Here is a 25,764-nt window from a genome sequence, read left to right as displayed (position 1 = left end):
CAGCCGGGCACAGCCCGAACAACGCATTTCCACGTCACGGCTTGCGGGCGTCATGGCGTGACACCCGGCAGGGTGAAGTTGGAGATCAGCAGTTCCGCCCGGTCGGGCACAGCACCCTTTGAGGCAATCGTATAGGTGGTCTTGACCGGGGCCATCTGGAACGCCGCGAAGGTATCCCGCACGCCTTGAACGTCATTTAAGGACAGGATGAAGCGCCCTTTCAACGCCCCCAGAACCGCCGCCAGCCGGGCAAAATCCTGCGGGGCGAACAGCGCCTTGCCATAGTCGCCCTCGCAGCCCCAATAGGGCGGATCGAGATAGCGGTTCTGCGCGTCGCGGCTTTCGGGCTTGTCAGGCGGGATCAGGGCGTTGATCAGGAGGTTGCCCACGATCGACACACCCACGCCCACCAGGGCTGACCCGACCGCACCGGCTGTCCCTGCCCCCAGACCGAGCAACTGTCCGACCTTCAGCCCCCAAAACTGCCCGGCGGCAATTGCGGCGATCGAGACGACGATCGACAGCAGCGAGCGCAGGCCATCCTTGCCGGGGATGACCCGGATCACCACACGCACCCCGGGCCGGGGACGCACGCGATGCCAAACACCCGGCAGCACGATCTGCGACCCCTGTTCCGTCACCAGCGCCACGCGGCAGCGCAGCAGCTCATCGGGCGTGGCCCCGGGCAGCACAGTGGAAAGGATCTGCGCCAAGGTCAGCCCTTCGGGCAAATCCAGCGCGATCCGCCCCGCAGCGGGGTCCAGATGCGGCGCGGCCAGCACGGGAATGAGGGCTTTGCCGGTCATGGCCGCACCCCCGCCCAGCGGAAATGCCCTGCCAGCCGCTGCTTCCACGGCCCGGTCAGATAGACCGAGAGCTTGGCGCAATCCTCGTCCGCCATGTGGATCATCAGCCCGGGACGGATCACCACCCCGATATGGGTGGCATGCCGCCCGCGGCGGAACACGACGACATCCAGCGCCTGCGCTTCGTCCAGACTGACCGGCCGCCACAGCGGCGAGGCCTGCGCCCCGCCGATCAGCGCGGCAATCTCGGCATGCTCATCCACCGATCCATAGCCCAGATAATCCGGCAGGCGGATGCCGGTCAGCTCGGCATGGATCACGCAGGCCAGCCCCCAGCAGTCGCACCCCGCCCTGCTGCGCCCGAAGGCCAGATAGGGCAGGCCGATGAAATCGTTGCTCCAGAGCGGCTTCACAGATGCAGCCCCGGAAAGTGGTCGCGCGTCATGCGGCCCATGGGATAATATTCCTGCTCGATCTCCTCGCGGCTGATGGTCAGGGTGATCTCCTCGCCGATGTCGGAGGTGGTGATCATCAGGTCGCTGTATTCGGCCTCGATGACCGATGGGCTGGAGGCCAGCACCACCGCCAGATGCACCGTGGCGGGCGTGGTGAAGCTGCGCAGCAGCGTCGCCATCTCCTGATCGACCGTCTCGATGATCACCGTGGCGGTGGCGGGCGCATCCTCCATGTCCGAGGGCAGAAGGGCGGAGGCGATGATCCACCAGAAGGGCTGGGTCCCCGGGTTGGCCCCGCGCCAGCTTGACCGGGTGCCATAGATGCGGGGTTCGTCCTGCACGACCTCCGCATTGTCGGTCGAGAGCCGGATCGCGGCCTCCAGATCCGGATGTTCGATCTCGAACAGCACGACATACAGCTCTTCCGAGGCCACGGCGTCCTGCATCATCCGGGCATTGAGGGAAACACGTCTCATGGCAGCACCACCAGGCTGAAGGATTTGCGGTATTGCACCTGCTGATGGATGGTCTCGGCCGGGGGCGGATCTCCGAACAGCACCAGCCAGCGCCGGGCGATCAGCAAGGGCTCGCCCGCCCCGGTCAGCAGCGGTGTGCCGTCCGGCATCAGCAGGGGCTGGCCGTCCGTGGTGGGATCCGGCATCCAGAACATCCGCGCGCCCTGCGCGACCGTGACGGCATAGAACCGGTCGAAAATCGCCCGCTCGTTCTGGTCCACGATCAGCGAGGCCGCCACCATCCGCGCCGCTGCGGAAAACCTGCGCCGGTAGCCGGGCGGCCCGGCATCGGACTGGCGGCGTTGCCGCGCGTCCTGCAGCTGCATCTGCCAGCCGGAACGTTCGAATTTGGTCAGCTCGCCGGGCCATTGGGGATAGGTCATCGCAGCACCGAGCCCTGCCGGTCGATCCCGAAATCGGCCTTCAGCGTGCGGCGGGCCTTGCCGCCCGGCGCGCGCAGCCCTGTGGCCACAGCATCCGACACCGCCATGACATAATGCTGACGGCCCCGCTCGTCGGTGCGTTCCTCGACCTCCATTTGCAGCGGGACCGAGCTGTTGTTCATCGGCTGGATCACGATGGTGCTGCCTGCAGGCTGCCCCGATGCCGCCGACGCCGCCACCGCCGTCATGGCCGAGATCAGCGCGCCCGCATTCTCCAGTGCCCGGGCGGTCATGATCTCCTCACCCCGCCGCATCATGGTCAGCCGTTCATCGGGCCGCATCCGGTCGCCGCCCGCCCGACCCAGCGCATAGGTGCGCTGCACCCCAGGCGATCCGGTGTGATTGGTGGAAATCGACGCAGCCGCCGCGCCGGCCGCACTGGGGCCACCAATGCCAAGGGCCCCGGTGATTGCCCCGAAGATGGAGTTCAGCCCGGGCTGGATCACCTGCTGGAAGGCCAGCCGCGCGAACTGCTCCTGCACATAATCCACCAGGCTGCCCACCTCGAACTTGCCGGTGCGCCCCATCGCCACGAAGGCATCCTCCATGCCCGACGACCATTTGGTGACGATGTTTTCCGAGACATCGGCCCAGCTCAGCTGATCCTTGTTGATCTCGATCAGCGCCCGCTGCACCCCCGACTGCCAGTCGTCGCGCCGCTTCAGGTCGGCCTCATAGGCCTTGGCCATGCGTTCCTGAAAGATCGTCTCCACATCGGCCGCGAAGGTCGCGTATCCGGCCTGCGCCTTCTTCAGCGAGGCCAGCGCCTTGTCGCGCCACGCCTCCGCCGCCGCCACATCCGCCGCGTAGGACGGTTTCAGCCGGGCGAGTTCGTCCTTGATGGTGGACACAGCGCCAAGGCCAGCACCGCCACCGCCCCCGCCGCCCGCGCCACCCCGGCCACTCGCTGGCGCAACGACAGGCAGGATCGGTCGGTTGCCGTAGAGGTCGCCGCTCTCGCGGGCCAACCTGTCGCCTTCTACCCTGCCTTGACCGTAGAGGCGATATTGCGATGCAAGGCCCCCGGTATCGTTGTCAACCCATGTCGCCGAAGCCACCCTCGCCCGTGCAGCTTCCCAGATGCGGGTTGCCATGACAGAGAGGTTGCCGGCCGCGCGGAGGGCCGCGTCTCCTATCCCGCCGACAGACCCCGCCACGGCATTGGCCGCATCAATGGCAGAGCCAAGGATTGTTGGCATCCTCTCGAATTCGACATTCGCTTCTGCCCCGCGACGCTGCATTTCCTCCAGCGCCGCAGCCGCCTCCCTAAGTGGCGCAGGGAGCTGGAGGCCGTCGCGCGCGATCTGCTGGATAACAGCAAGAGCTTCACCTGCTCGGATAGCGATATCTTCTGGTGAATTCGCTGCCTTGCCGACTTCATCCATGGCCGCAGCAAGAGCCAGCGCCTGCTCTGGGAGCAGGCCCATGCGCTTGGCAGCCTCGTCGAGTTCTCCCTCAAACAGTGCCAAGGCGTCTTGGGCGTTCAGAAGTGCCCACGGATCATCTTCAGGAATAGCGGAAATGGCGGCTCGCGCCTCCGCCACACCCCGCGCTGCTGCCTCGACATCCTTCAAACCTGCTTTCAGCGGATCAATGGAGGCCCTGAGATCGTCGAATGTCTGGCCAAGTGTCACGCTTGCAAGGTAGGTAGAAAAACCACGCACCTGCCCCGCAAACTGTCCGAACTTCTCTGTCAGGTCAGCCGTCTTCTGTGCCGACAGTTCAGCATAGCCAATGTAGCTGCTGAGCGATTCATCCAGCGCCCCAAGGCGCTTGCCAAGGTCATCCGCCCCCGAGCCCGCATTCAGCCACATCGAGACCAACGGCACGCCCACGGCAACGGCAGCGCCCGCCACGGCATGCTGATCAGCCGCAACGCCGTGTCCAGCACACGGCGGGCCTCGACCTGGGTCATCTCATGCTCCAGCGCCAGTTCGGCGACCAGATCGGATTTCGCGTAGGTTTTCATGGGGATGTCCTTTGCTGGTGAAATGTCGTCCCGGCCCGCGTCATGCGGCCTGGTTGGTTTTCGGGGGGCGGGGGATGTCAGGGGGCCACTCAAGGTCGGCAGGCCACGCCTGATCGAAGAAACGCATAAGCTTTGCCGCCGTCGTAGTGCGGCAATCAGCCCCGTGATCCTTCATTTTCTTGAAGAAATCGCCCTTGCCGAGGGCGCGGTAGGAAATCGCGAAGTGTGTCACCCCTTCATGAGAGGCGAGCGTTTCTGCGAGTGTGATGAGGGCGTGTCGCTGGTCCATGCCCCAAATTAGCCAAAATGAGCCTTACTGGTAAAGCCCTATTTGGCTATGTCTTGTCGATTTAGCCCATTTAGGCTAAAAAAACTCGATGGACCCGATTCTATCGATCATCGACGAAGCCTTGGCTAAAAAGAGCTTGTCAGACGCTGCCGCGTCAAAGCTTGCTGTGGGCAACTATGCCCTCATCAAAAACATGAGATCAGCGCGCTCTGACGATAAACGCTACTCTTTCCAAGCTCTTGAGCGACTTGCGGATGTTCTGGGCTTAGAGTGCTACTTCGGCCCGCCTCGTGAGACAGGCACCGTTTCTACGATGGACCTGGACGGGGCAGAGTTCGCCAACATCCCTTTGTACGATGCTACTCTTGCCGCGGGTTCTGGCGCAAACAACGCAGCCGAAGCCGTGATCAGCCATTTGGCCTTCCGCCGAGACTGGCTGACCCGGATCGGTGTGTCGGCTTCCAACTCTGTGCTCGCCCGCGCCCAGGGGGACAGCATGAACCCCTGCATCCATGATGGTGACCTCGTCTTAATCGACCGCTCCAAAACAGAGGCGCCAGTGCGGGCAAGGTCAGAACATAGTCGGCGGCCCCCACCCATCTACGCGCTGCTCCAGGACGGCCAAGCCCGCATCAAGCGCATCGAGCGCCCCGAGCCGGGGTTGGTCATGTTGATGTCAGACAACCCGGCCTTTAGCCCCGAAGTTCTGACCGGCAGCAAAATCGAAAGCCTCAACATCATCGGACGAGTGATGTGGTGGGGCCATACGACCAGGGATTGAGGCGGCTATCTGCACAAAGTGTGTGCCGACTACGTGTGAGGTTGGACGATTGAATGAGCATGTTCACGGGGACCCACGCCGAACGGCCGTCCCAGCCATGGCGGGGTTCCTCTACCAAGTGACCACAGCCGCGATTGCTTGGGTCTCGCTCTGGCCTGACGAGGACCTCCATCTTGAGGTTGCTGAGGACTTCGCAGTTGCCGCGCAGGATGCGCTGCACGGCGTGCAGGTCAAACACACCTCGGAGTCGGTCACCACTAACTCTCCCAGCGTACTAGAGACGATCAACAGCCTGTTCGATCTACAGGCCCGCAATCCCGACCGGATTGTGACGATCCGGTACCTAACGACCTCCGCGATTGGGATGGAACGTAACGAAAACCATCGCGTTCGCGGGGTGGCTGGCTTGACCTACTGGCGAGAAGCCGCTGGGCCTGCGGTTCCTCTCCAGCCCCTTCGCGACCGCCTCTTGGCTATGCCTCTTGGCTCCCTTGCCCACGACTTCTTGCGCGAGGCGTGTGACGAAAGAGTGCGCGAGGACCTACTGCGACGTATCGACTGGGTCACAGAGGCACTTGGCCAAGAAGAGCAACGGCGGCGACTAGATCAACTCCTCATCGAACACGGTTACACTTTCGGGGTTTCCCCGAGTGCGAGCTCGGGAACCGTAGGCGCGATATTAACGCAAGTTTTCGAGCGCTCAGCTAGCGCCACACCCGAGGACCGCCGATTGAACCGAGCTGACTTCCTTGAGTTGTTCGAGGGATTAACGCATGTCAGCCTGCCGCGGGGGGCGTTGACGGCCTTTGCAAGCACTTTCGGAACGTCCTACGATGGGATGCCTGTCGCTCGACCATCTGCGCTTAGTCTCGCGGCCGTCCCGACGTTTCCAGAGCTCCCCGATCGGCAGGCCCCACTCACCGCGGTCATAGAAAGCCTCGCCCAAGGTGGAGGCGCTTGGTTGGTGGGCGCTACTGGGCACGGGAAGTCCACTCTGGCAATGCGCGCCGCCAAGTTGGTGGGAGGACCTTGGGGCACCTTGCGTCTGAGGGGACTCGGGCCCTCCGACACCATTACACAGCTCAGGCGGGCCGGCGCAGAGGCCACGGTTCAAGGTATTGCCGGGGCGGTGCTCGACGACGTCGAGCACATCCACGACGCGGCTGTTGCGGGCGCTCTCGCAGAGACTATTCAACTGCTTACGCGGAAAGGGGCAAAGATCCTTTTAACAGGCTCGTCCCGCCCCAATTTAACGATGTTGCGAAGCTGCGGTTTGGCGACCAACGCCTGTATCGAGTTGGGTGCGTTGTCAGAAGCAGAGATCGAGCAACTGGTCGCTCTCCTTGGCGGTAATCCGAACGATTGGGGCCGATACATCCATATTGCAAGCTCGGGTGGTCACCCCCAACTTGCACATGCCTTGGCGCTTGGACTCGCCGAGCGGGGATGGCCGGAATCGGAGTTCAGGAGCCTCGCGGCCCTTTTGGGCCACGACGCAGCGACGCGAGAAGTCCTGGACGATACGCGGCGCAGGATCATGGGAGAAATCCCAGAGGGCGCGCGAGACCTGCTGTATCGGCTTTCGCTCCTTATCGGTGTGTTTGATCGGCAAACCGTATTGGCGCTCGCGCGACCGTCACCGCCAGTTGCTCGACCAGGCGAAGCATTTGATCGGCTGCTAGGCCCTTGGATCGAACGCGTCGGAAATGACGAGTTCCGCGCGTCACCGCTTATCCGCGGGTCAGCGGAAGCCATGCTGCCAAAAGAGGAAATCACAGCCCTCCATGCTGCGGCGGCCCGAGATCACACTGCTCGGAAGTCTCTGCGAGCGGATAAACTCGATCCTATCTTCACTTATGCGCTGCTCGGACGTGAAGAACGGTCGTTGACCTTGGCTGCTTTCGCCGTGCTGAGCGCACCGCACGCCGATCTTCAGATGTTGGCCGAGTCGTCAACGGTTTTTTGCCACTACACTTCGCTCACTGGTCAGTTTCCCAACCCCACCCCGCTCCATGCCATCGTTAGAAGCGCCCAGTTACTCCTACTAGCGGCGAGCGGACAAACGGAAAAACTCAGGACTGCGTGGGGCCTTTTCCACGAAGAGCTTTCCGCCATCCCGCATGAGACCTTCAGTGACTCCGAAGTTAAAGGCGCTGACTCTCTTCATTTGTACGTATTGTGGAAACTGCTTGGACTCGAAGGAGCGATTGAGGTTCTCACCGATCTGCCCGACGCTTGTCTTGTTTTCGGTGATTTGATGGCAGTCTCACCGATAGCTTTGGACGATCTACCTGCGGCCTCAGCCGACGCGCCAATTGGTAACCGCGCAGCAGCCTTCTTCTTCCAGCTCCAACTCGGTCAAGCCAAATCTGTTGCGGCCCTGATCCGCACCTTCGAGGCGCTGAAACGACGTACCGAAGCAGAACGGATGACCCTGTTGGCTACCCTCCCAGCAGAGTTCATTAACGACGAACTCGCGGTGCGCGGGCCCTGGATGACGCTCTTCAAGAAGGGGGAGAGGGGCACCGAGTCGCTCGCACAGGAATATTTGCGCCTCGCTGAACTGCTAGACCGCCAGGAAGAGGTCGGCTTTATGTTAGGGGCGGTCGAGACTGCGGCCATAATCCTTGACGAGGATCTAGGTAAAGGCGCCGCCGCATTGGCCGTCGTCGAGGGAGCCTTGGCGCGGCATCCCGGCAATGTCCGACTCCTGCGCGCCCTCTCGCGCATCCATTTTCACGCCCACCGCTATCCCGAACAGTTGGCGATCGGCATGCGGCTTGAGGAGGCTGTCGAATTCGGAGCGATCGAACTGGCGCACTTCCAGCGCGAACTTGCGGTTGGACTCGCGAACCTCGGCCAGAATGAAGAGGCAGCGCGTCTGTTCGAGCGTGCTGCGCGCAACGCGGGGGCTGTCGCTCTACCGTCTATGGCCAACATGGCTGCCGGCCTTCTCGCGGACGCTGCGGTTCAGCATGTTTTTGCAGGCCGAGGGCCTGCAGTGCTGGCGCTGCTCGCAGAGGCCCTGCCCCTCATCGATACTCGACGCACCAACAACGAGTTCGACGACGTCGCACTCCGGAAGCTCTTTGGCCATACTGTGGTATGGGCACGGATGGAGCTTTTTGGGACTAAGGGTGGGACCGGCGAGCTCCGGCTATCGATGGTCGCGGGTGCCAACAGCAACTCAGCAAAGCACCAAGATCTGCTTACGACGAAGAGCGGACCAGTGGAGGTGCTGTGGTACATGTTGGCTGACCTCGAGGCACTCTTGGGAGTGGATCACGGAATTGGACGCGCGATCGACAAACCAAACTGGGATGCTCGCGCGCTCTTCGAGCTCGAGCTGAGCAGGCCCGTCACTCAACTTCGCGCCGCCATCCGCAATGAGAACGGGCAGCTTATCGGTGAAGCTCTTGCTCGGGTGATTGATGTCGAGGCGGCCTTAAGTACACTAGATGGTGCCCGGCCCATTGGTGACGACTTCAATTTCTCGCGAGGTCGGGTGCCGATTTTGTCAGAAGTCGCGTTCGCTGCTGTTCGGCACAACTATACCGTCTACCCCCTAGCAGTCTTCATTCGAATGTCCCTTCGAGGCAATGCAGCAGAAGCGTCGATCCTGCTGCAGACAATCGCTTCCGCCTCGCGGCCCGTTTTCTCCCCCGAACAGGTCGGAAACATTCGCGACTTGTCAAAGGCGCGGCCAATTGAGGACTTTCTCTCTGTTGCGCTTTCCGTCGCCCAGTCTGTTGAGAATAGCTCGGTACCGGCCATCGACCAGCTTTTCCTTATCACCCTGCGCCTGGTCGAGAACGACAATAACCCGATCGCCGGAGAGGTGGTCTCGCACGCAGCCGATTGGCTCGAACGTTCGTGGCGCGAGGCCCTCAACCGCCAAAGCTTCCGCCTCAAGAATCCGCAACTGGCCCGCCCGTTGGTCGAGGCGGCCTTGGCCACGACTCGTCCGCCTTGTTCACGTTTCGCCAAGCTCCTTTTGGTGATCGAACCGTACTTGTCGGTTCGACTCTCGCGAGAACTACGAGATCGTGTCCAGGCAAATGCCGCCGACTAATTCCGGCGGAGTCTGCCCCAGTAAGTTGATCGGACGCACCGCCTCGAGGTGCCTCTCGTGCGGTTTAGCGACCGGCACCGACGACCGGCGAACGAAAGCTGCGGGCCGCTTTCGCCAAAATCAGTTGCATGTTGACACGGACATGCCATACAGCAGTTAGACGCCACTCTGTTGTTTTCAAAAGACTTTCCCTAACATGCAACTGCCCAGTGGAACTTGCGGCAGATGTTGCATGTTCCGCGCCCTCATTTCCGTGCCTTGCGCGCTGCATCTGTGTCTTGCACGGCCAATTATCCGCCGTTTATCAGTGGTTTAAACGCTGCCTCTCCGGGCGGTCTCCGCAACGCCGCCCCTGCCCGGATCGGGGCGGAGATATCCGATAATGCGGCTTATGCAAGTTCCCCTGTGCGTCGTGCAAGTCGGCGTAAACCCCGTCTAACTATATGTTTTCGCGCCGGTATCCGGGCTCTTCCGGCAACGTCCGGTTGCTTTAGACTCTTTCCAGCGCGAGCGCGATCCCCTGCCCCACGCCGACGCACATGGTGGAGAGGGACCGCCTACCCCTGTTCAGGTGCAATTCCAGCGCCGCCGTCCCCGTAATCCGTGCGCCCGACATGCCCAGCGGGTGACCGAGGGCTATGGCCCCACCGTTCGGGTTCACCCGCGGATCGTCGTCACCTACACCTAGCCGTCGCAGCGTGGCCAGGCCCTGCGACGCGAAAGCCTCGTTCAGTTCTATGACGTCGAAATCGGAAATGCCAAGACCCAGCCGCGCCATGAGCCGCTCCGAGGCTGGTGCAGGGCCGATGCCCATGATCCTGGGGGCAACGCCTGCAACCGCACCGCCAAGCACGCGGGCAATCGGCGTCAGCCCATGCTTCGCCGCACCCCCGGCCGAGGCGAGGATCAGTGCGGCCGCGCCGTCACTCACGCCGCTGGAATTGCCGGCAGTCACCGTGCCGCCCTTGCGGAACGGCGCCGGCAGCGCGGCCAACGCCTCAATCGTCGAGTCGCGGGGATGTTCATCACAATCCACCACCTCCGCAGCCCCCCTTCGCTGCGGGATCGCGACGGGCGCTATCTCCAGCGCCAGCCTTCCGCTGTCCCGCGCCGCTGCTGCCTTGACCTGCGAGCGCAGGGCAAAGGCATCCTGATCAGCGCGACTGATCGCGAAGTCTTCGGCCACGTTTTCGCCGGTCTCGGGCATCGAGTCGATGCCGTAGACTGCCTGCATCAGCGGGTTGATGAAACGCCAGCCGATAGTCGTGTCATGAAGTTCTGCCCGCCGGGAGAACGCCTTGTCCGATTTGGGCATGACAAAGGGTGCGCGCGACATGCTCTCGACCCCGCCCGCGATCATCAAGCTTGCCTCGCCCGCGCGGATCGCCCGCGCCGCCGTCAACACCGCGTCCATGCCCGAGCCGCATAGCCGGTTAATCGTGGTGCCGCCTACCGACTCTGGCAGCCCCGCAAGCAAGAGCGACATGCGCGCGACGTCGCGATTGTCTTCGCCCGCCTGATTGGCGCAGCCGAAGATCACATCGTCCACCGCTGTCCAGTCCACCCCCGCGTTGCGCGCAACAAGGGCCTGCAATGGCACAGCACCCAGGTCGTCGGCGCGTATGGAAGAGAGCGAACCACCAAACCGGCCGATGGGGGTCCGGATGTAGTCGCAGATAAAGACATCAGACATTGCCAAACTCCAGATCGACCAGGGCGCTATCCGCATGCAGCTTTGCCCGGGGCCGCAAGGCTTCGAACGGCATCGCCGTTGGTTTCTCGCTCGGGACGAACCGCTCCCGCGGCACGTCAACGACACAAAGCGAACTGTCTAGCCGCGTGGCGCTGGTCAACCCCGTCAGAAGCAGATTTCCGCGATCTGGCTGCCTGGCCTTGCCCTTCCCGGCAATGTGGTCGGTCGTCATCACAACTGTGCCCTTTCTCTCGCATTGGAAAGTCCGCAGCCCTTCCGTCCTGCAAACGGTGGGTCGCCACAGACGCGCAGGCCATCTTCCCTGTAAAGGACCGGCGACAGGGCCAACGCCGGTCTTGCCACCATCTCGGAACACCCGATGCCCAGGTCAGGGATATCCTGCGCGGCGCGCAAGGCGGTCTGCATGATGGAAAGGCGGTCCATGTCAGGCTCTGCAATTTCGTGGGCATCGCTCGGTGCGGAGTGAAACGGGATCAGCGGTGAAAAGGCATGTAGGCGGACCGGTGGAACCTTTCTGTCCGCGCATCGTCATGGCTTGGCCGGGGCCAGCCCCGAAGGCCCGGAGATTGAAAGCCCACCGTCTACACAGATTGTCTGGCCGGTGATGAACCTGCTTGCATCCGACGCCAGAAAGGCTGCAGCGTCGGCAACATCCTCACCCTTGCACAGCCTACCCAGAGGTGTTCGGTCAACACGGCGCTGAAAGCCATCAGCATCCAGCACCACACTTGTCCCGGGGGTTAGCGTCGTCCCCGGCGAAATCGCATTCACACGAATACCTTCTGGCCCCAGTTCCACCGCCAGTTGCCGGGTGACCGCATCAATGGCCGCCTTGGCTGCTGTATATCCCGTGGCACCCGGAATTCCGAAGCGGACCGAGGGCGAGCTGAGGTTGATCACCGACGCTCCCCGCATCCGGTTGCAATGGGCCTGCACCATCTGGATACCCCAAAGGCTGCCACTGATCCCCACTCGAAGAATGCGATCCAGCGTCTCGTCATCCAGCTGGCCAAAAGGCCGATAGTTGATCCAGATCGCACAGGACACCAGGATGTCGACCCCCGAGAACCGGGTTGCGATTGCCTGTCCTGCAGCCTGGTAAGCGGCACGGTCGCCCACGTCCAAACCATACGCCATCACCGTGCCGCCGCGGGATGCAATCTCTGCGGCGACGTCGGTCGCCGCAGCTTCATTGATATCCACCACCGCTACTTTCGCACCAGAAGCGGCTAGCCTAAGTGCGACGCTGCGCCCTATGCCGCCCCCCGCCCCAGTCACGACCGCGGAACGTCCCGCCAGATCAACCTGCATATTTCGCCTCGTTTCGAATAGCAGACGCCGCACCGAAGACCTGCATCACAGGCTTATCCCCAGCTTGCGTCCGATTGTCCCAATGATCCCCTGACGGAACAGCAGAACGGTAAGGATGAAGATAGACCCCTGGACGACCATGACCCATGGCCCAAGCCAGGCGAGGTAGTCATGCACAACCACCATGATCGCTGCGCCGACGATCGGCCCGGCCAGGGTGCCAATCCCGCCGACCAGCACCATCAGAACCACTTCACCCGAGGTCACCCAATGAACATCCGTCAGCGTCGCAAACTGCAGGACAATGGCCTTGAGACCGCCACCCAGCCCCGAAAGCGTCGCCGAAAGAACGAACAGGATCAGCTTGAAACGCGCGGTGTCATAGCCGATCGAGATCGCCCGCGCCTCGTTGTCACGGATACCCTTGACTATCTGACCAAACGGGGAATGGACGATACGGTAGACCAAAAGCGTGCAGCCAAGAAAGATCAGCGTGAAAAGCACATAGATGTTCCAGTCATTGGACAGATCGACCATGCCCAGAAACATTCCTCTTGGCACTGCTTGAATCCCGTTCTCGCCCCCCGCAAAATCTGCCCGCCAAATCGCATAAAAGACGAGCTGTGCCAGCGCCAGAGAAATCATAGCAAAGTATATGCCCTGACGCTTCAATGCGATCCATCCGAAAATCAAACCAAGAAGCCCGGACAACACCATCGCAAAAACAACCGACTCAATCGCCGAAAACCCAAGCTCCTTCGCGCCATGCGCCGCCATGTAGGAACCTAAGCCGAAAAATGCCGCATGGCCAAAAGACATCAACCCCCCGAAACCCAACAAGAGGTTGAACGCCATCGCAAAAATGGCGAAACACATGATCTTCATGAGAAGGATCTTGTATACCACAAAGGGCAAGAGCAGCACCAGTCCACAAAGAATTACAAACAGCACCGCATGGATTCGACCCGCCGGATATGTCATGTCTTTCAAACCTTTCGTCCAAAAATATCAACCCCGGGCCGGTAAAGGATAACCGCGACCATGACGATATAGATGACCATTGCCGAGAATTCCGGCCAGAACACCTTTGCAAGACCCTCCAGCGCACCCATCGAAAATCCGGCAATGATCGCACCTTTGATCGAACCCATTCCGCCAATCACCACCACCGCAAAGGCAACAATCACGATCTCGGACCCCATCATCGGGTTGACTGAATAAACCGGTGCGGCAAAAGCTCCTGCCAGGCCGGCAAGGCCAACTCCACCAGCATAAGCCGCTGCCTTCAGAAGCGGGACGTTCAAGCCGAAAGCCTCTGCCAGAGTTGGATTCTCCGTTGCAGCACGAAGATTGGCCCCGATCCGGGTTTTCTCTATGGTGTACCAAGTCAGGAAACAGATAACGACTGCCGCCACAATGACCCAGACACGGTAGATCGGCAGGTACATCACCCCAAGGTTCCACGACCCGGACAGGGAGGCCGGCACGCTGTAGGGCAACCCGGACACACCGTAGTAATTTCGGAATACTCCCTGCATCATCAGTGTGATGCCGAAGGTCAAGAGAATCCCATAGAGTGGGTCAACGTGATACATTCTTCGGATGAATATGGCCTCAGTCAGAAGGCCAAGAAGCCCCGCCCCAAGGAAGACCAGTGGCAACGCATACCAGTAACCGATGCCTGCGTATTCCAGCAGGCCCCAGGCAAGCATGGCCCCGAACATGTATTGCGCGCCATGCGCAAAGTTCGCGATGTTCAGGATTCCGAATATGATTGCCAAGCCCAGACTCAGCAGCGCATAAAAGGATCCATTGATCAGACCAAGTACAAGCTGTCCCGCCAAAAGTTGAAATGACAAAGCCACCCTCCCGGTTTATTTAGATTGTCATACACTCAGAAACCGCCTGACGCTTTCGATCTCAGCGCTGCCGAGTGGCCCCTCAAGCCTGTCCACCACACGACCGTTCTCGATGACCACAAAAGCATCGGAGACCCGCGCCGCGAAGTCGAAATTTTGTTCCACAAGAAGTATGGTGAAGCCCATCTCCTTCATGCTCTCGATCGTCTTGCGAATTTGCTGTACAATTACCGGCGCCAGCCCTTCAGTGGGCTCGTCCAGAAGTATCGCTCTAGCTCCAGTGCGAAGTATTCGGGCAATTGCCAGCATCTGTTGTTCACCGCCGGAAAGTGCATTTCCTGCCGCGGTCAATCTTGCGCGAACATTCGGAAAAAGATCAAAAATGCGCTCCAGTGTCATCCCGCCATCTCGCACGACCGGCGGCAACATCAGGTTCTCTTGCACGGTCAGAGTGCCAAATATTCCGCGCTCCTCCGGCACAAGCCCAATTCCAAGGAGGGCAATCTTTCTTGGGGAGAGCCCGATGGTCTCCCTGTTTTCAAATCGAACACTGCCCTCCCGGCGGTTCATCAGGCCCATAATCGATTTGACGATTGTCGTCTTTCCGGCGCCGTTGCGTCCCAAAAGCGAGACGACACCGCCCGGCTTTACGTCGAGCGAAACATCATAGAGCGCACGGCTTTCCCCATACCAAGCCGACAGATTGCGCAACTCAAGCGCTGGCTTGACCAAACTGTAGGTGTCTGCAGTCATGGATCAACTCCCAGATAGGCCCGAACAACCTGATCGTTCTGCGAGACGCTCTTGTAGTCGCCCTCGGCAGCCACCTTTCCACGGACAAGAACCGTGACGCGGTCACACAGGCTCTGAACGACCGAAAGATTGTGTTCCACAATCAAAATCGTACGGTCCTTGGCCTCGGCCTGGATCAGCGCGGCAACTCCACCAATATCTTCATGTCCCATTCCCGCGAATGGCTCATCTAGAAGCATCATTTTGGGCTCTAGAGCCATGGTCACCGAAAACTCCAAGGCGCGCTTTCGCCCATAGGACAAGTCCGAAGCGGGTTTGTGCAGCCAAGGCAGAAGGCCAACCGGCTCTATATATGACACGGCGGTTTCATGCAGATTCTTCAGCGACTTCTTGGACCGCCAGAACGCATACTGATCTCCTGTCTTTCGCTGAAGCGCGAGGCAGACATTTTCCAGAACGGTCATGCTCTGGAAGACCGAGCAAATCTGGAACGAGCGAACAAGACCACGATCCGCAATTTGCGATGGGCTCTTGCTTGTAATATCCTCGCCCCGGAAGATGATGTTTCCACTCGTCGGCGTCAGATACCTGGTGATGAGGTTGAAACAGGTGGTTTTTCCAGCCCCGTTCGGCCCAATCAGCGCGTGGATCGAGCCTCGCCGAACCCTTAGGCTGACATCGTCGACAGCCTTGAAGCTGCCGAACTGGCAGGAGAGATTGCGAACTTCAAGCTCGCAATCCTCGCCCAATTGGAGCCCCCCCCTGAGGGGCTCCTGACTTTGATGCGTGAGGATGGTCATGGGTACCGGCCGGTCAGTTGTTCAAGGGGCAGTTTGTTTCAGATTCAGGCTGAAACGCCTCCTCTGCGGGGATGGTCTGGAGGATCTCGTAATAATCCCATGGGCCCTGTGACCGCTCCGGAGATTTGACCTCCGCGAGATACATCGCATGCTCGACAGTGCCATCGGCCCGTAGCCGGGAATTTCCAAAAAGCGGATCCTCGAACCAACCGATTTCGCGAATTCCTGCGAGCACCGCTTTGCCATCTTCCGCACTGCCCAACTGTCCCGCAGAGCGCAGATACGCCAGAACAGAGGAGTAGACCGCCGCCTGAACCTGGCTGGGTTTGGCCCCGTTGTGCGCATCCGCGAATCGCTCGGCAAATGCGCGCGTATCGTCGTTCATATCCCAGTAGAATGCAGTCGTTGATTGCAGCCCCTGTGCAGCATTCAGGCCAAGGGCATGTACATCGGTAATGAAAAGGACCAGTGTCGCAAGTTTTTGGCCCGAAACCACGATACCGAATTCGTTTGCCTGCTTGATCGCATTGATTGTATCTGCAGCGGCACTCGCCAGACCAATCACCTTCGCACCCGAAGCTTGCGCTTGCAAAAGGTAGGAAGAAAAGTCTGCCACGCCGAGCGGGTGGTTTACCGAGCCGAGTACCGTTCCGCCACTGGCTTCGATCACGCGCGTCGTTGCAGCCTGGACGTCACGGCCGTACTCTTGATCCTGAGTCAGGAAGAACCAGCTGTCTCCGCCCTGCTCGACCACGGCGCGGCCGGTTCCATTCGCCAGCGCCCATGTACTGTAGGTCCAGTTGAGGGTATTGGGGCTGCATTCAGACCCCGTAATCCGTGAGGAAGAGGACGACGTCGACAGAATTACCTTGTTCTTTTCAAGTGCAATCTGTGAAAGTGCCAGGACAATTGCGGACCCAGGCACATCGACAATCACGTCGACCTCCTCCTGGTCAAACCAGCGGCGACCGATCGACCCTGCGACATCGGCCTTGTTCTGCGTGTCGGCAGTCACGATTTCTACCGTGATCTCGGAGTTCTCCTTGGCGAAATCTTCCACCGCCATCCGGGCCGCCAGTGCCGATCCTGGGCCGGAGTAATCGCTCAACGGGCCCGACATATCTGTCAGAACACCGATCTTGATGGTTTCGGCTGCAGCAGTCGTCGCGAAGGCGACGGCGAAAACCGTGCTGATCAAGTATTTCATTTTCTTCCTCCCTTTATTCGTTTCGATCGACTAGGCACCTTCTGTCTTCGGAAAAGCCGCCGTATTGCATCCATGAGCCTGCAAGTAGCCAGCCTGCGTCCACAGGAATGTCGACACCGGTGATTCCCGAGGATTCGTCTCCGATGAGAAATCTTGCGACTTGAGCAATTTCCTCTGGCTGGATCACTCGTCTCATGACTGCGCTGGCGGCAATTCTAGCGGGATCCCTCTGACCAGTTTCGATCAGATGCTTCAAACCATCAGTCATTACATAGCCCGGAGAAATGGAGTTTACCCGAACGTTTGATGGCCCCCACTCTGCAGCGAGATTTCTTGCAATCTGAATAACGGCGGCCTTTGAGGTTCCATATGCGTGAAGTGGTGTTGACCTCGCCCCCGTCACAGATGCCATGGCCACGATACTACCCCGCCCGCGACGGGCCATATCGCACCCGATCCCCCGAGCAAGCTGAAAAGTTCCGCGAACATTGACCTCGAAGTAGGTGTTCCAATTCTGAATCCAACCAGACCCCCAGACCTCAATCGGATCAGTTTCTCCACCAAGAATTCCAGCACAGATTATGAGGCTGTCGATAGGGGCATGACCCTTGCGAACAATGTCAAGGAACAAGTCTATACTGGCGGTATCGGCAAGATCTGCAAAGTGGGCGCTTCCGCCAATTCGTTTTGCAAGCGCTTCGGCCGCCTGAAAGTCCTTGTCGCAAATGACGACATGACTTCCATCTTGGCTGATCAGTTCGGCGCAGGCCGCGCCAATTCCGTGAGCGCCACCTGCCACGATGACGGTTCGTGGCAAATTTTGACTGACTTTTGCCGGCATTCCACTTCCCTCTCTCCCTAAATTCAAAAATGGCGCAAGCGGATCAGTTACTCCAATTCTTATGAGGCATGGGCGCTATACCTGGGAGGACCGCAATGCCGACAGACAGCATTCCTTCGAGGCCCGCCAATCGGAGAGCCCGGACTTCGCTATGGCGCCTTCTATGCTCTGATTGCGGATTTCGTCAAAAAGGGCAGAATGCCGTGGTCGATGATTTCGCATCAGCGACCAATGCAGGCCGTCCCATGATCATATCTGACGCCTTTTCCGCGATCATGATCGTAGGCGCGTTTGTATTTCCCGATACGATGTTCGGCATCACCGAGGCATCGGCAATTCGCAACCCCGAGAGACCGCGGACCCGCAGCTGAGGATCGACGACGGAACCTGTGTCAGGGCCCATTCGACAGGTGCCAACCGGGTGAAATGCCGTTGCGCTGGTATTGCGGATGTAGTCGGCTATCGCCTCGTCCGCCAATACATCCGGCCCGGGCTGGATTTCACGTCCAGCATATTCGTTGAACGCCTCTGCCGCAAAGATGCGCCGCGCAATACGGATACCGCGAACCAGGGCGTCAATATCGGTATCGTCCTCGAAGAACCGCGGGTCGATCAAGGGCGCGTGACTTTGGGGATCCAGCGTTATCTCCCCTCGGCTGCCAGGCCGTAGCAGGATAACAGAGGCACCATAGCCGTGCCCGCGCCCGATTCGGCCATTCGCACTGCGCGAGCCCGCCATGAATGTATACTGGATGTCTGGCCGGTCGAGATCATTGCGGCTGCGGATGAAACCCGCTGCCTCCAGCGCATTGGACGCGAGAAGCCCGCGACGGAACAGAAGGTAGTCGATTCCGGACCATGCAAGGCGGGGAAGGACTTTCCAGGAAATCCCGTAGGGGCCAGTATGGTCGGTGCGAAACTGGATTGACGCTGCGGCATGGTCCTGCAGGTTCCGTCCAACCTGCGGCAGATCATGAACCGGTGTTATGCCGCTGGAGGCGAGCGCTGCCGCGCATCCTACGCCGGAACGCATCAGAAGCACAGGCGACCCGATCGCGCCCGCAGTCAGGATCACTTCTCGTCGCGCGGTCAGGAACTGGGTCTGACCGTCCCGCTCCACCTCGACACCCACGGCGCGGCCCTCGCGAAAAACCAATCGCCGCACCGTCTGCCTAAGGCGCAGAGTGAGGTTCGGTCGTTGGGCTGCGGGATTGTAGAATGCCCGTGCCGTTGATTCCCGCCGACCATCGCGCTGTGTGACCTGACGGTAGCCGAAGCCTTCGGGGTCCGGCCCGGCAAAATCGGCGCAAGGGCGATATTGCAGCGACAGGCCTGCAGCGACGAAGGCCCGGCTCACATCGTTGATGGATCGGAGGTCGCTGACCCTGAGATTGCCGCCCGTGCCGTGGAAAGGGGAATGCCGCCAGGTAAGATTGTCTTCCGAGCGTATGAAGTAGGGCAGAACCTCGCGGTAGGACCACCCCTCGTTGCCCGCTTTCGCCCAGTCGTCGTAATCGAGGGGATGGCCCCGCATGTAGACCATGCCGTTGATCGAGCTGCTGCCCCCCAGCACCCGGCCCGCCGGCATGGCGATCCGGCGTCCTGCCGCATGGCGCTGCGGAACCGTCTTGTGCAGCCAGTTCAGGCGCGGGTGGCGGATAAGGCCCGCTACGCCAAGCGGCACATGGATCAAGGGGCTGCGGTCACGCCCACCAGATTCGATCAGGGCAACTGTCATCCTGCCATCCTCGGTCAGCCGGTTGGCCAGCACGCAGCCCGCCGATCCGGCGCCTACGATGAGATAGTCGAAGGTGTCACTCATGGTCTGCATGCTGCCCCGGGAATTTCGGCATTGGCCCCGCAAGAAGGCGGGGCCAGTTCTTTCAGCGTCTCTGCTTCGGGCTAACGCGCGAGCGAAGACGCAAGATCTGGTGACTGCGCGGGTTGGTCAGGGCCCTCGCCTTCGGGAACCGCCCGCAGAAATGCGGTCTCACGCATGCCAAAGACGTTGATGGCGCAGATCGCGCAACTGGCCATGATGAAGGCCACCGGCGCCAGTTGCGACCCCGTTGCCGACACCGCCGCGGTCACCGCCATCGGAGTAAATCCGCCAAATATGGCCAAGGCCAGCGCGTAGCTGCTGTTGATCCAGGTGATGCGGCGCGGCGGAAACAGCTCGACGATTGTCGTCGGGCAGGTGGCCGAGATGAACAGAAGCGACATCGACATGGCAAACTGGCCAATCAAATAGGCTTCGAAGGTGGCCATCGTTGTCATGTAAAGGAACGCCGGATAGCTAAGCAGGATGCAGCTGGCGCAGCCGATCAGGATCGTCCGGCGACGACCGATCACATCGGACAAATGCCCGACCAAAGGGACGCAAGCGGTATAGACGATGAAGATCAGCGTGCTGGCAAGCAAGGCGCTGCGCTGGTCGATACCCAGCACGCGCTGCGCATAGGTGGGCATGTAGAACAGGATCAGATAGTAGGGGGCAGCCCAGGTTCCGGCCAGAATGAACAGCCGCACCGCCTTGGTTACGAGGGATTCCGGAACCTGTCCCGTCGTGTCGATCCGCACCGGCCGCAGGTGCTGTTCCGGTGCCTCGGGCGAATTGCGGCGAAGGTAAAGGCCGACCAGCAACAAGAGCCCACCGAAAAGGAACGGCACACGCCAGCCCCAGCTCATCATCTGCTCGGGCGTCAGCACCGCGCTGAGGCCAAAGCCGATGCCCGACCCCATAAGGGCGCCTACCGCACTGCCCATCTGGTTGAAGCTGCCGAAAAGACCGCGTCGCCCGGGCCCGGCCCATGACACCATGTAAGATGCCGAGGGGCCGAACTCCCCCCCGCCGGAGAAGCCCTGCGTCAGGCGCAGCAACAGCACCAGAAGCGGCGCAGCGATGCCAATCTGGTCATAGGTGGGCACAAGGCCCAGGCCGACGGTGGCAAGACCCATGAGGCCAAAGGACAAAAGAAGTGCCGCCTTGCGACCCCTGACATCGGCAAAGCGCCCCAAGACGACCGCTCCCAGCGGTCGCGACAGAAACCCCACCCCGAATGCCGCGAATGTCGCCAGCAGCGATGCCGTCGGATTGTCCGAAGGAAATATCTGCATGGCAATATTGGTGGCAACGAAGGCATATACGCCGAAATCATACCATTCCAGCATGTGGCCAGCCGCAGCCGATGCCACCGCCTTGCGGCGTTCCTTTTGGTCCATAGTCCTCTCCTCCCCATTTCGCGTTCGCGCGGTCACTGCACCGCCGGTCCTCGCGACTTTTCTTGTCGTGTCGTAGCCCCCGGGCGGGCCCTGCATTGAAGGCCCGCAACCTGCTCCCCCAGGTCGGGCACCCCATCCACGTCCCACAGCCTGGTGATCAGGCGCTGAGCCTCTGCGGCGGGGCAGGCGACAGATACAAGCGCGACAGACTTGCCCGTCAGATCGTCGTCGGACATGGGCTGTGCGCCGGGTTCTGACCCCACGGCAAGATGCCGCCGTCCATCCAGGGTATCTGCCACCAAGGTCATGGCAGTCGCCAAAGCATCGCCCATCGCTGTCACCCGGATCTTCGCGCGCAAGGCCACGATGGCGGGGTCCGATGCGGCGTCATCGCCGAATGCCGCCAGCCCCGGGGATCCGTAAAGCAAGGTCACCGCCACCGCATGCTGGATGCTCAGGGCACAGTCGCGCCCGGTTCGGGGAGCGGGACGGTCTGCTATCCGGCAAAGGGCAGCAGGGACGCTGACGGTCAGTTCATGCAGTCCTTCGACATGAAAGCCCGGCGCGGCGCGCAGGGACAGGCTCGCCTCCACCAGCGCCGTCAGTTGTGCGCAAAGCGGATAGCGCTTGTGGCTGTTTCCAAGGAATTCCCACCGTGTTCCAAGATCCTCCGGGGCGATGTCAGTCATGAAGCTGGACGACATCACCCGGATCAGCCCGCGCGGCCCGTCCAGCGCGGCGCCCGAAGCGTCGATTCCCGCCTCGGCAAAAACCGCCGCAAGATAGCCGTCGCGCGCCGCGCCGCCCACGGCCAGGCTCTTGGCATTGCTCCCCAGGTTGCGGCACAGGCCCGCAGCCTGGTTGGCGGCAATGCCAATCGCCCAGACCATGCTTTGCCGATCCAGCGCCGCAAGCCGGGCAGCGGCGACGGCGGCCCCGATCACCCCGGTGGTCGTGGTGACATGCCACCCCCGGTCGTAATGTTCTCGCCCCAGAATCGCGCCCAGCCGACACGCGGTTTCAGCGCCCAGAAGGAAAGCCAGGATTGCCTCTCGACCGGAAATGCGGCGCTGTTCACAAAGCGCCAGCACCACCGCCCAGATCGGCGCACCCAGATGGGCAAGGGTCGGAAGATGTGTGTCGTCGAAATCGAGGACATTGGCCGAAGCCGCGTTCAGAAATATAGCCTCCGACAGCCCGGTCTTTTCCGCTCGCCCGATCAAACTGAATGAGGGTGGCGCGGCGTTAGCCTGCAAGACGCGAAAGATCCTCTCAATCGCCGGATCGCGAGCACCAGCAAAACAGGTGCCGACAAAGCTGACCAAGGCGCGTCGCGCCTCGTGCACAACAACGGGCGGAAGATTCTCGTAAGTTGCGTTGTCAATGAAATCCGCCATCGCGGCGGTCACCGCGCCCAGCCTGGCCACACCAGGATTGGCGTCCAACACATTGGTCATGGTCGACTCCTCCCGCCAGCCGAAATGACATGCGATACCAGCCCGACTTTTGCCACTTTAGGGAGCGCACCGACCGGACTCAAAGACTGATCCGCGATGGCGCATATCGCAAAACGGTATTGTTCGCCTCGCGCAGCCTGCCCCAGATTGTCCTCGCATATGGATCGGGATCGAGCGGGGCGATGAACGCGAGCGACGACGCAGGCGATGACAGCGCGACGTTCCGCGTTGCAAGATTTGTACGGGAAACGCAGTGGGACGACCTGCCCCCACACATCCGCGCGCTGGGTATCCGGTGCCTGATCAATGCGGTCGGCAACTCGCTGGGAGGAGTGCAGGACTTCGCGATCCAAAGGCTGCTGTCGACCCTGCGTCCGCTGAGCGGACCTCCGCAGGCAGTAGTGATTGGCCGTCACGAGGTGCTTGACCGGGCCAGCGCCAGCTTCATCAATGCCGCAAGTGCCAATGTGCTCGATTTCGACGACACGCATTTTCCCACCGTGATCCACCCGACTGCAGTCGTTTTCGCGCCGCTCTTGGCGCTATCCCAACAGGGTGGGGTGTCGGGTCGCGACTTCCTGACCGCACTGGTTCTGGGTATCGAACTGGCCTGCCGCCTAGGTCTGGCAGTATCACCCGGACACTACCGGCGCGGCGCGCATGTCACGGCGACCTGCGGCATCATCGCCGCCGCCGCGGTTTCGGGCAGGATTCTGCGGCTTGACCTGCCGTCGCTGATCTCGGCCATGGGTATCGCCGCATCGCGAGCGGGCGGCTTGGTCGAGAACCTGGGCAGCGCCGCCAAGAGCGTCAGTGTCGGGGCCGCGGCGCGGGACGGCCTGCTGTCCGCGACTTTCGCGGGGTCGGGTCTTGGTGCGGCACCTGACGCGATCGAAGGGCCGGGCGGATTTCTGGCGGTGGCGTCCAAGGATGCGCACCCCGCGCCCCTTGTCGACAACCTGGGCCACCGCTGGGAGATCGAGAACAACGCCCTCAAGGCCTATCCCTGCGGCGTGGTCCTGGGCCCGGTCATCGACGCCGCCCTGCAACTCTCAAGCAAGGTCGATGAGGGCCGCATTGCGCGCATTGTCGTCACCGGCCACCCCCTGCTGATCGAGCGCGCCAACCGTGCCGACGTGCTTTTGGGCCGCGAGGCCAAGCTCAGCATCCAGCATTCCGTGGCCTGTGCCCTATTGACCGGTCGGATGGGCGTCGAGGAGTTTTCGGATGCCGCCGTGTCGCGGCCGGATGTCCGCCGGTTGCGCCAGAAGGTCACGGCCATGGCGGCCCCCGGCATTGACCTCGATGGCGCACGGATCGAGGTGCATCTGACCGATGGCGGAGTGTTGATGGCCAACGTCGAGCATGCGCGCGGCAGCCCGGCCAGCCCGCTGGATAACGCGGCCCTGAACGAGAAGTTCATCGCCCTGGCACGGCTTAACCGCGGTGGACTGAAGGCTGATCGCCTGCTGCAGACCCTGTGGCAGATAGAAAGCCTGCAGGACATGCGTGCGATCACCCGCCTTTGTTCACCCGAATGAAGGACCCCGCATAAGCGCGCCTTGTCGAGAGCGCCACCAGAGGCACGCCGGACGAGCCCGACCGCAGCCGACGCGGAAAGACCGCGGCACATCAAAGACGGAGCCGGAAGCCGCGGCATCCATAGCACCAGAAGGAGCCATGCAATGGTCAACACTGACCTTACCGTAACCGCCCGTGTCGAGTCCTTCCTGGCCCGGCATCACGGGCTTTTCATCAATGGCGAATGGACGAGCGCCGCATCCGGCCAGACCTTCACGACCAGCGACCCTGCCACTGGCAGAATCATCGCAACGGTCGCAAGGGGTGACGCGCAGGACATCGACCTGGCCGTCAGCGCCGCCCGCTCCGCCTTCGAAGGCGCGTGGTCCGCCACCCCGGCGTCGCAGCGCGCAAAGCTGATGTGGAAACTCGCCGGGCTGATCGACGAGAATGCCCAGGAACTGGCACTGATCGAGAGCCTGGACAATGGCAAGACGCTCGCCTCGGCCCTGCGGGTTGACGTGCCCGATGCTGCCGAACGCTTTCGTTACTTTGCGGGATGGACGAACAAGATCGCGGGCGAAACGCTCAGTTCCATGGGCCCCGAGACCTGGCACGCCTATACGCTGCGCGAGCCTGTGGGCGTGGCGGGGCTGATCGTTGCGTGGAACTTTCCGCTGTTCCAGGCCGCCAACAAGATTGCCCCGGCCTTGGCGGCAGGCTGCACCGTGGTCCTGAAACCGGCAGAACAGACACCTCTGACAGCGCTTCGCCTGGCAGAACTGGTGCAGGAAGCGGGCTTTCCGCCGGGGGTGGTAAATGTCGTTACCGGCCATGGCCAGGATGCTGGCGCGGCGCTTTGCGCCCATCCGGGGGTGGACAAGATCTCTTTCACAGGGTCAACCGCCGTGGGCAAGCTGGTGCTTGATGCGGCGAAGGGCAATCTGAAGCGCGTGACACTCGAACTCGGGGGCAAGTCGCCGACCATCATCCTTCCCGACGCGGATCTGGACCGCGCCATCCCCGCAGCCGCGAACAGCATCTTCTTCAATGCAGGTCAGGTCTGCTCGGCCGGCGCCAGCCTTTATGCACATCGCTCGGTCTTCGACAGGGTCATGGCCGGCATTGTCGACCATGCTGCCCGTCTTCGCGTGGGCGCGGGCACCGAGCCCGGAACTGACCTCGGCCCGGTCGTGTCACAGCTCCAGCTTGACAGGATCCTGGCCCATTGCCAGACCGCACGGGACGAAGGCGCCACTGTCGTTACCGGCGGGCACCGGATCGACCGACCCGGCTACTTCATGGCACCGACAGTCCTGACTGACACCAGCCGGCATATGTCGGTCCGACAAAACGAAGTGTTCGGCCCGGTGCTTTGCGCCGAGGCCTATGATGATCTCGAGGCGGCTCTGGAGGAGGCCAATGCCACACTGTATGGCCTTGCGGCCTATGTCTGGACGCGCGACCTTTCACTGGCGCATCGCATCGCCCGCAAGCTCAAGTCCGGGCTTGTCAATATCAACGGTGCCCAACGTGATGCCTCGGTTCCCTCTGGCGGCTACAAGCAGTCGGGCTGGGGCCGCGAACATGGCCGGCCGGGGGTCGAAGCTTTCACGGAGATCAAGTCGGTCGTCGTCGGCCTTTAGGTTACAAACCTCGGGCACCAGTCGGTTGCGTGGCGGGTGAGTAAGCGGCGCGTCATCGGTGGCATCGTTCCGCGCCTTGCGGATCGGATGCCGATGAGGCGCC

24 protein-coding genes are annotated in these 25,764 nt (G+C 61.4%); 4 read left to right on the top strand and 20 right to left on the bottom strand.

From position 1 onward, the window contains the following. Window positions 1-50: 50 nt before the first annotated feature. Genes GEU84_RS11640 through GEU84_RS11610 form a run of 7 tightly spaced genes read right to left on the bottom strand, consistent with a single transcriptional unit; the run spans window position 51 to window position 4,477 of the window. Entirely contained in the window at window positions 51-806 is a 756-nt protein-coding gene (locus GEU84_RS11640; RefSeq protein WP_174539822.1) for a DNA adenine methylase, read from the bottom strand. Further along, the gene (locus GEU84_RS11635; protein ID WP_174539821.1) at window positions 803-1,219 is read right to left on the bottom strand and encodes an NlpC/P60 family protein; all 417 of its coding nucleotides are present in this window, start codon (window positions 1,217-1,219) and stop codon (window positions 803-805) included. The genes GEU84_RS11640 and GEU84_RS11635 overlap by 4 nt, the downstream gene beginning before the upstream one ends. Next, window positions 1,216-1,737: a hypothetical protein gene (locus GEU84_RS11630; protein ID WP_152825555.1), complete on the bottom strand. Its 522-nt coding sequence runs from the start codon at window positions 1,735-1,737 to the stop codon at window positions 1,216-1,218. The genes GEU84_RS11635 and GEU84_RS11630 overlap by 4 nt, the downstream gene beginning before the upstream one ends. Continuing rightward, a complete protein-coding gene (locus GEU84_RS11625; protein ID WP_152825553.1) occupies window positions 1,734-2,159 on the bottom strand; it encodes a hypothetical protein in 426 nt (141 codons plus the stop codon). The genes GEU84_RS11630 and GEU84_RS11625 overlap by 4 nt, the downstream gene beginning before the upstream one ends. Then, a complete protein-coding gene (locus GEU84_RS21440) occupies window positions 2,156-4,075 on the bottom strand; it encodes a phage tail tape measure C-terminal domain-containing protein (RefSeq protein WP_174539820.1) in 1,920 nt (639 codons plus the stop codon). Before GEU84_RS21440 ends, GEU84_RS11625 begins: the two co-directional genes overlap by 4 nt. Beyond that, window positions 4,024-4,188, bottom strand: coding sequence for an HU family DNA-binding protein (locus GEU84_RS11615; protein ID WP_174539819.1), 165 nt, complete (start codon window positions 4,186-4,188; stop codon window positions 4,024-4,026). Before GEU84_RS11615 ends, GEU84_RS21440 begins: the two co-directional genes overlap by 52 nt. A 40-nt stretch (window positions 4,189-4,228) precedes the next feature. Beyond that, the gene (locus tag GEU84_RS11610; protein ID WP_152825551.1) at window positions 4,229-4,477 is read right to left on the bottom strand and encodes a hypothetical protein; all 249 of its coding nucleotides are present in this window, start codon (window positions 4,475-4,477) and stop codon (window positions 4,229-4,231) included. Between the two features lie 88 nt (window positions 4,478-4,565). On the opposite strand from GEU84_RS11610, the gene GEU84_RS11605 reads away from it, so the two are divergent. Together GEU84_RS11605 and GEU84_RS11600 are read left to right on the top strand one after the other, a co-directional pair. Continuing rightward, a complete protein-coding gene (locus tag GEU84_RS11605) occupies window positions 4,566-5,258 on the top strand; it encodes a S24 family peptidase (protein WP_152825549.1) in 693 nt (230 codons plus the stop codon). 1,129 nt (window positions 5,259-6,387) lie between these two features. After that, window positions 6,388-9,330 (top strand): tetratricopeptide repeat protein, encoded by a 2,943-nt coding sequence (locus GEU84_RS11600; RefSeq protein ID WP_174539818.1) that lies wholly within the window; start codon window positions 6,388-6,390, stop codon window positions 9,328-9,330. Window positions 9,331-9,820: 490 nt separating this feature from the next. On the opposite strand, the gene pcaF is transcribed toward GEU84_RS11600, so the two are convergent. From pcaF to GEU84_RS11535, 13 genes are all read right to left on the bottom strand, one after another. Then, on the bottom strand, window positions 9,821-11,023 hold the full coding sequence (pcaF, locus tag GEU84_RS11595; RefSeq protein WP_152825546.1) for a 3-oxoadipyl-CoA thiolase: 1,203 nt from the start codon (window positions 11,021-11,023) through the stop codon (window positions 9,821-9,823). Then, a complete protein-coding gene (locus tag GEU84_RS11590; RefSeq protein ID WP_152825544.1) occupies window positions 11,016-11,255 on the bottom strand; it encodes a hypothetical protein in 240 nt (79 codons plus the stop codon). Before GEU84_RS11590 ends, pcaF begins: the two co-directional genes overlap by 8 nt. Beyond that, window positions 11,255-11,467 carry a hypothetical protein gene (locus tag GEU84_RS11585; RefSeq protein WP_152825542.1) on the bottom strand — a complete coding sequence of 71 codons (213 nt, stop codon included), beginning with the start codon at window positions 11,465-11,467 and terminating at the stop codon, window positions 11,255-11,257. The genes GEU84_RS11590 and GEU84_RS11585 overlap by 1 nt, the downstream gene beginning before the upstream one ends. Window positions 11,468-11,572: 105 nt before the next feature. Next, window positions 11,573-12,355: an SDR family NAD(P)-dependent oxidoreductase gene (locus GEU84_RS11580; protein ID WP_152825540.1), complete on the bottom strand. Its 783-nt coding sequence runs from the start codon at window positions 12,353-12,355 to the stop codon at window positions 11,573-11,575. Between the two features lie 45 nt (window positions 12,356-12,400). After that, window positions 12,401-13,336 carry a branched-chain amino acid ABC transporter permease gene (locus tag GEU84_RS11575; RefSeq protein ID WP_152825538.1) on the bottom strand — a complete coding sequence of 312 codons (936 nt, stop codon included), beginning with the start codon at window positions 13,334-13,336 and terminating at the stop codon, window positions 12,401-12,403. A 5-nt stretch (window positions 13,337-13,341) separates the two neighbouring features. Then, on the bottom strand, window positions 13,342-14,214 hold the full coding sequence (locus GEU84_RS11570; RefSeq protein WP_152825536.1) for a branched-chain amino acid ABC transporter permease: 873 nt from the start codon (window positions 14,212-14,214) through the stop codon (window positions 13,342-13,344). Between the two features lie 27 nt (window positions 14,215-14,241). After that, window positions 14,242-14,967 carry an ABC transporter ATP-binding protein gene (locus GEU84_RS11565; protein ID WP_152825534.1) on the bottom strand — a complete coding sequence of 242 codons (726 nt, stop codon included), beginning with the start codon at window positions 14,965-14,967 and terminating at the stop codon, window positions 14,242-14,244. Continuing rightward, window positions 14,964-15,767 carry an ABC transporter ATP-binding protein gene (locus GEU84_RS11560; RefSeq protein ID WP_217438560.1) on the bottom strand — a complete coding sequence of 268 codons (804 nt, stop codon included), beginning with the start codon at window positions 15,765-15,767 and terminating at the stop codon, window positions 14,964-14,966. Before GEU84_RS11560 ends, GEU84_RS11565 begins: the two co-directional genes overlap by 4 nt. A 13-nt stretch (window positions 15,768-15,780) precedes the next feature. Further along, window positions 15,781-16,974 (bottom strand): ABC transporter substrate-binding protein, encoded by a 1,194-nt coding sequence (locus GEU84_RS11555; RefSeq protein ID WP_152825532.1) that lies wholly within the window; start codon window positions 16,972-16,974, stop codon window positions 15,781-15,783. A 13-nt stretch (window positions 16,975-16,987) separates the two neighbouring features. Beyond that, entirely contained in the window at window positions 16,988-17,815 is an 828-nt protein-coding gene (locus GEU84_RS11550; RefSeq protein ID WP_152825530.1) for an SDR family NAD(P)-dependent oxidoreductase, read from the bottom strand. Between the two features lie 184 nt (window positions 17,816-17,999). Further along, complete coding sequence (locus tag GEU84_RS11545; protein ID WP_174539816.1) at window positions 18,000-19,637, bottom strand: GMC family oxidoreductase; 1,638 nt, start codon at window positions 19,635-19,637, stop codon at window positions 18,000-18,002. Window positions 19,638-19,717: 80 nt separating this feature from the next. Continuing rightward, window positions 19,718-21,037: an MFS transporter gene (locus GEU84_RS11540; RefSeq protein WP_174539815.1), complete on the bottom strand. Its 1,320-nt coding sequence runs from the start codon at window positions 21,035-21,037 to the stop codon at window positions 19,718-19,720. 32 nt (window positions 21,038-21,069) lie between these two features. Next, window positions 21,070-22,494 (bottom strand): MmgE/PrpD family protein, encoded by a 1,425-nt coding sequence (locus tag GEU84_RS11535; protein ID WP_152825524.1) that lies wholly within the window; start codon window positions 22,492-22,494, stop codon window positions 21,070-21,072. 29 nt (window positions 22,495-22,523) lie between these two features. Between GEU84_RS11535 and GEU84_RS11530 the strand changes: the two genes are divergently transcribed. Together GEU84_RS11530 and GEU84_RS11525 are read left to right on the top strand one after the other, a co-directional pair. Further along, the gene (locus GEU84_RS11530; protein WP_152825522.1) at window positions 22,524-24,035 is read left to right on the top strand and encodes an MmgE/PrpD family protein; all 1,512 of its coding nucleotides are present in this window, start codon (window positions 22,524-22,526) and stop codon (window positions 24,033-24,035) included. 144 nt (window positions 24,036-24,179) lie between these two features. Next, window positions 24,180-25,661 carry an aldehyde dehydrogenase family protein gene (locus tag GEU84_RS11525; protein ID WP_152825520.1) on the top strand — a complete coding sequence of 494 codons (1,482 nt, stop codon included), beginning with the start codon at window positions 24,180-24,182 and terminating at the stop codon, window positions 25,659-25,661. Window positions 25,662-25,764 lie beyond the last annotated feature (103 nt).

Origin of the sequence: Fertoeibacter niger (assembly GCF_009380135.2) — a bacterium.
Lineage (GTDB): Bacteria > Pseudomonadota > Alphaproteobacteria > Rhodobacterales > Rhodobacteraceae > Fertoeibacter > Fertoeibacter niger.
The sequence above is the reverse complement of the archived record's forward strand: the minus strand, read 5'-3'. Positions and strand labels throughout refer to the sequence as shown.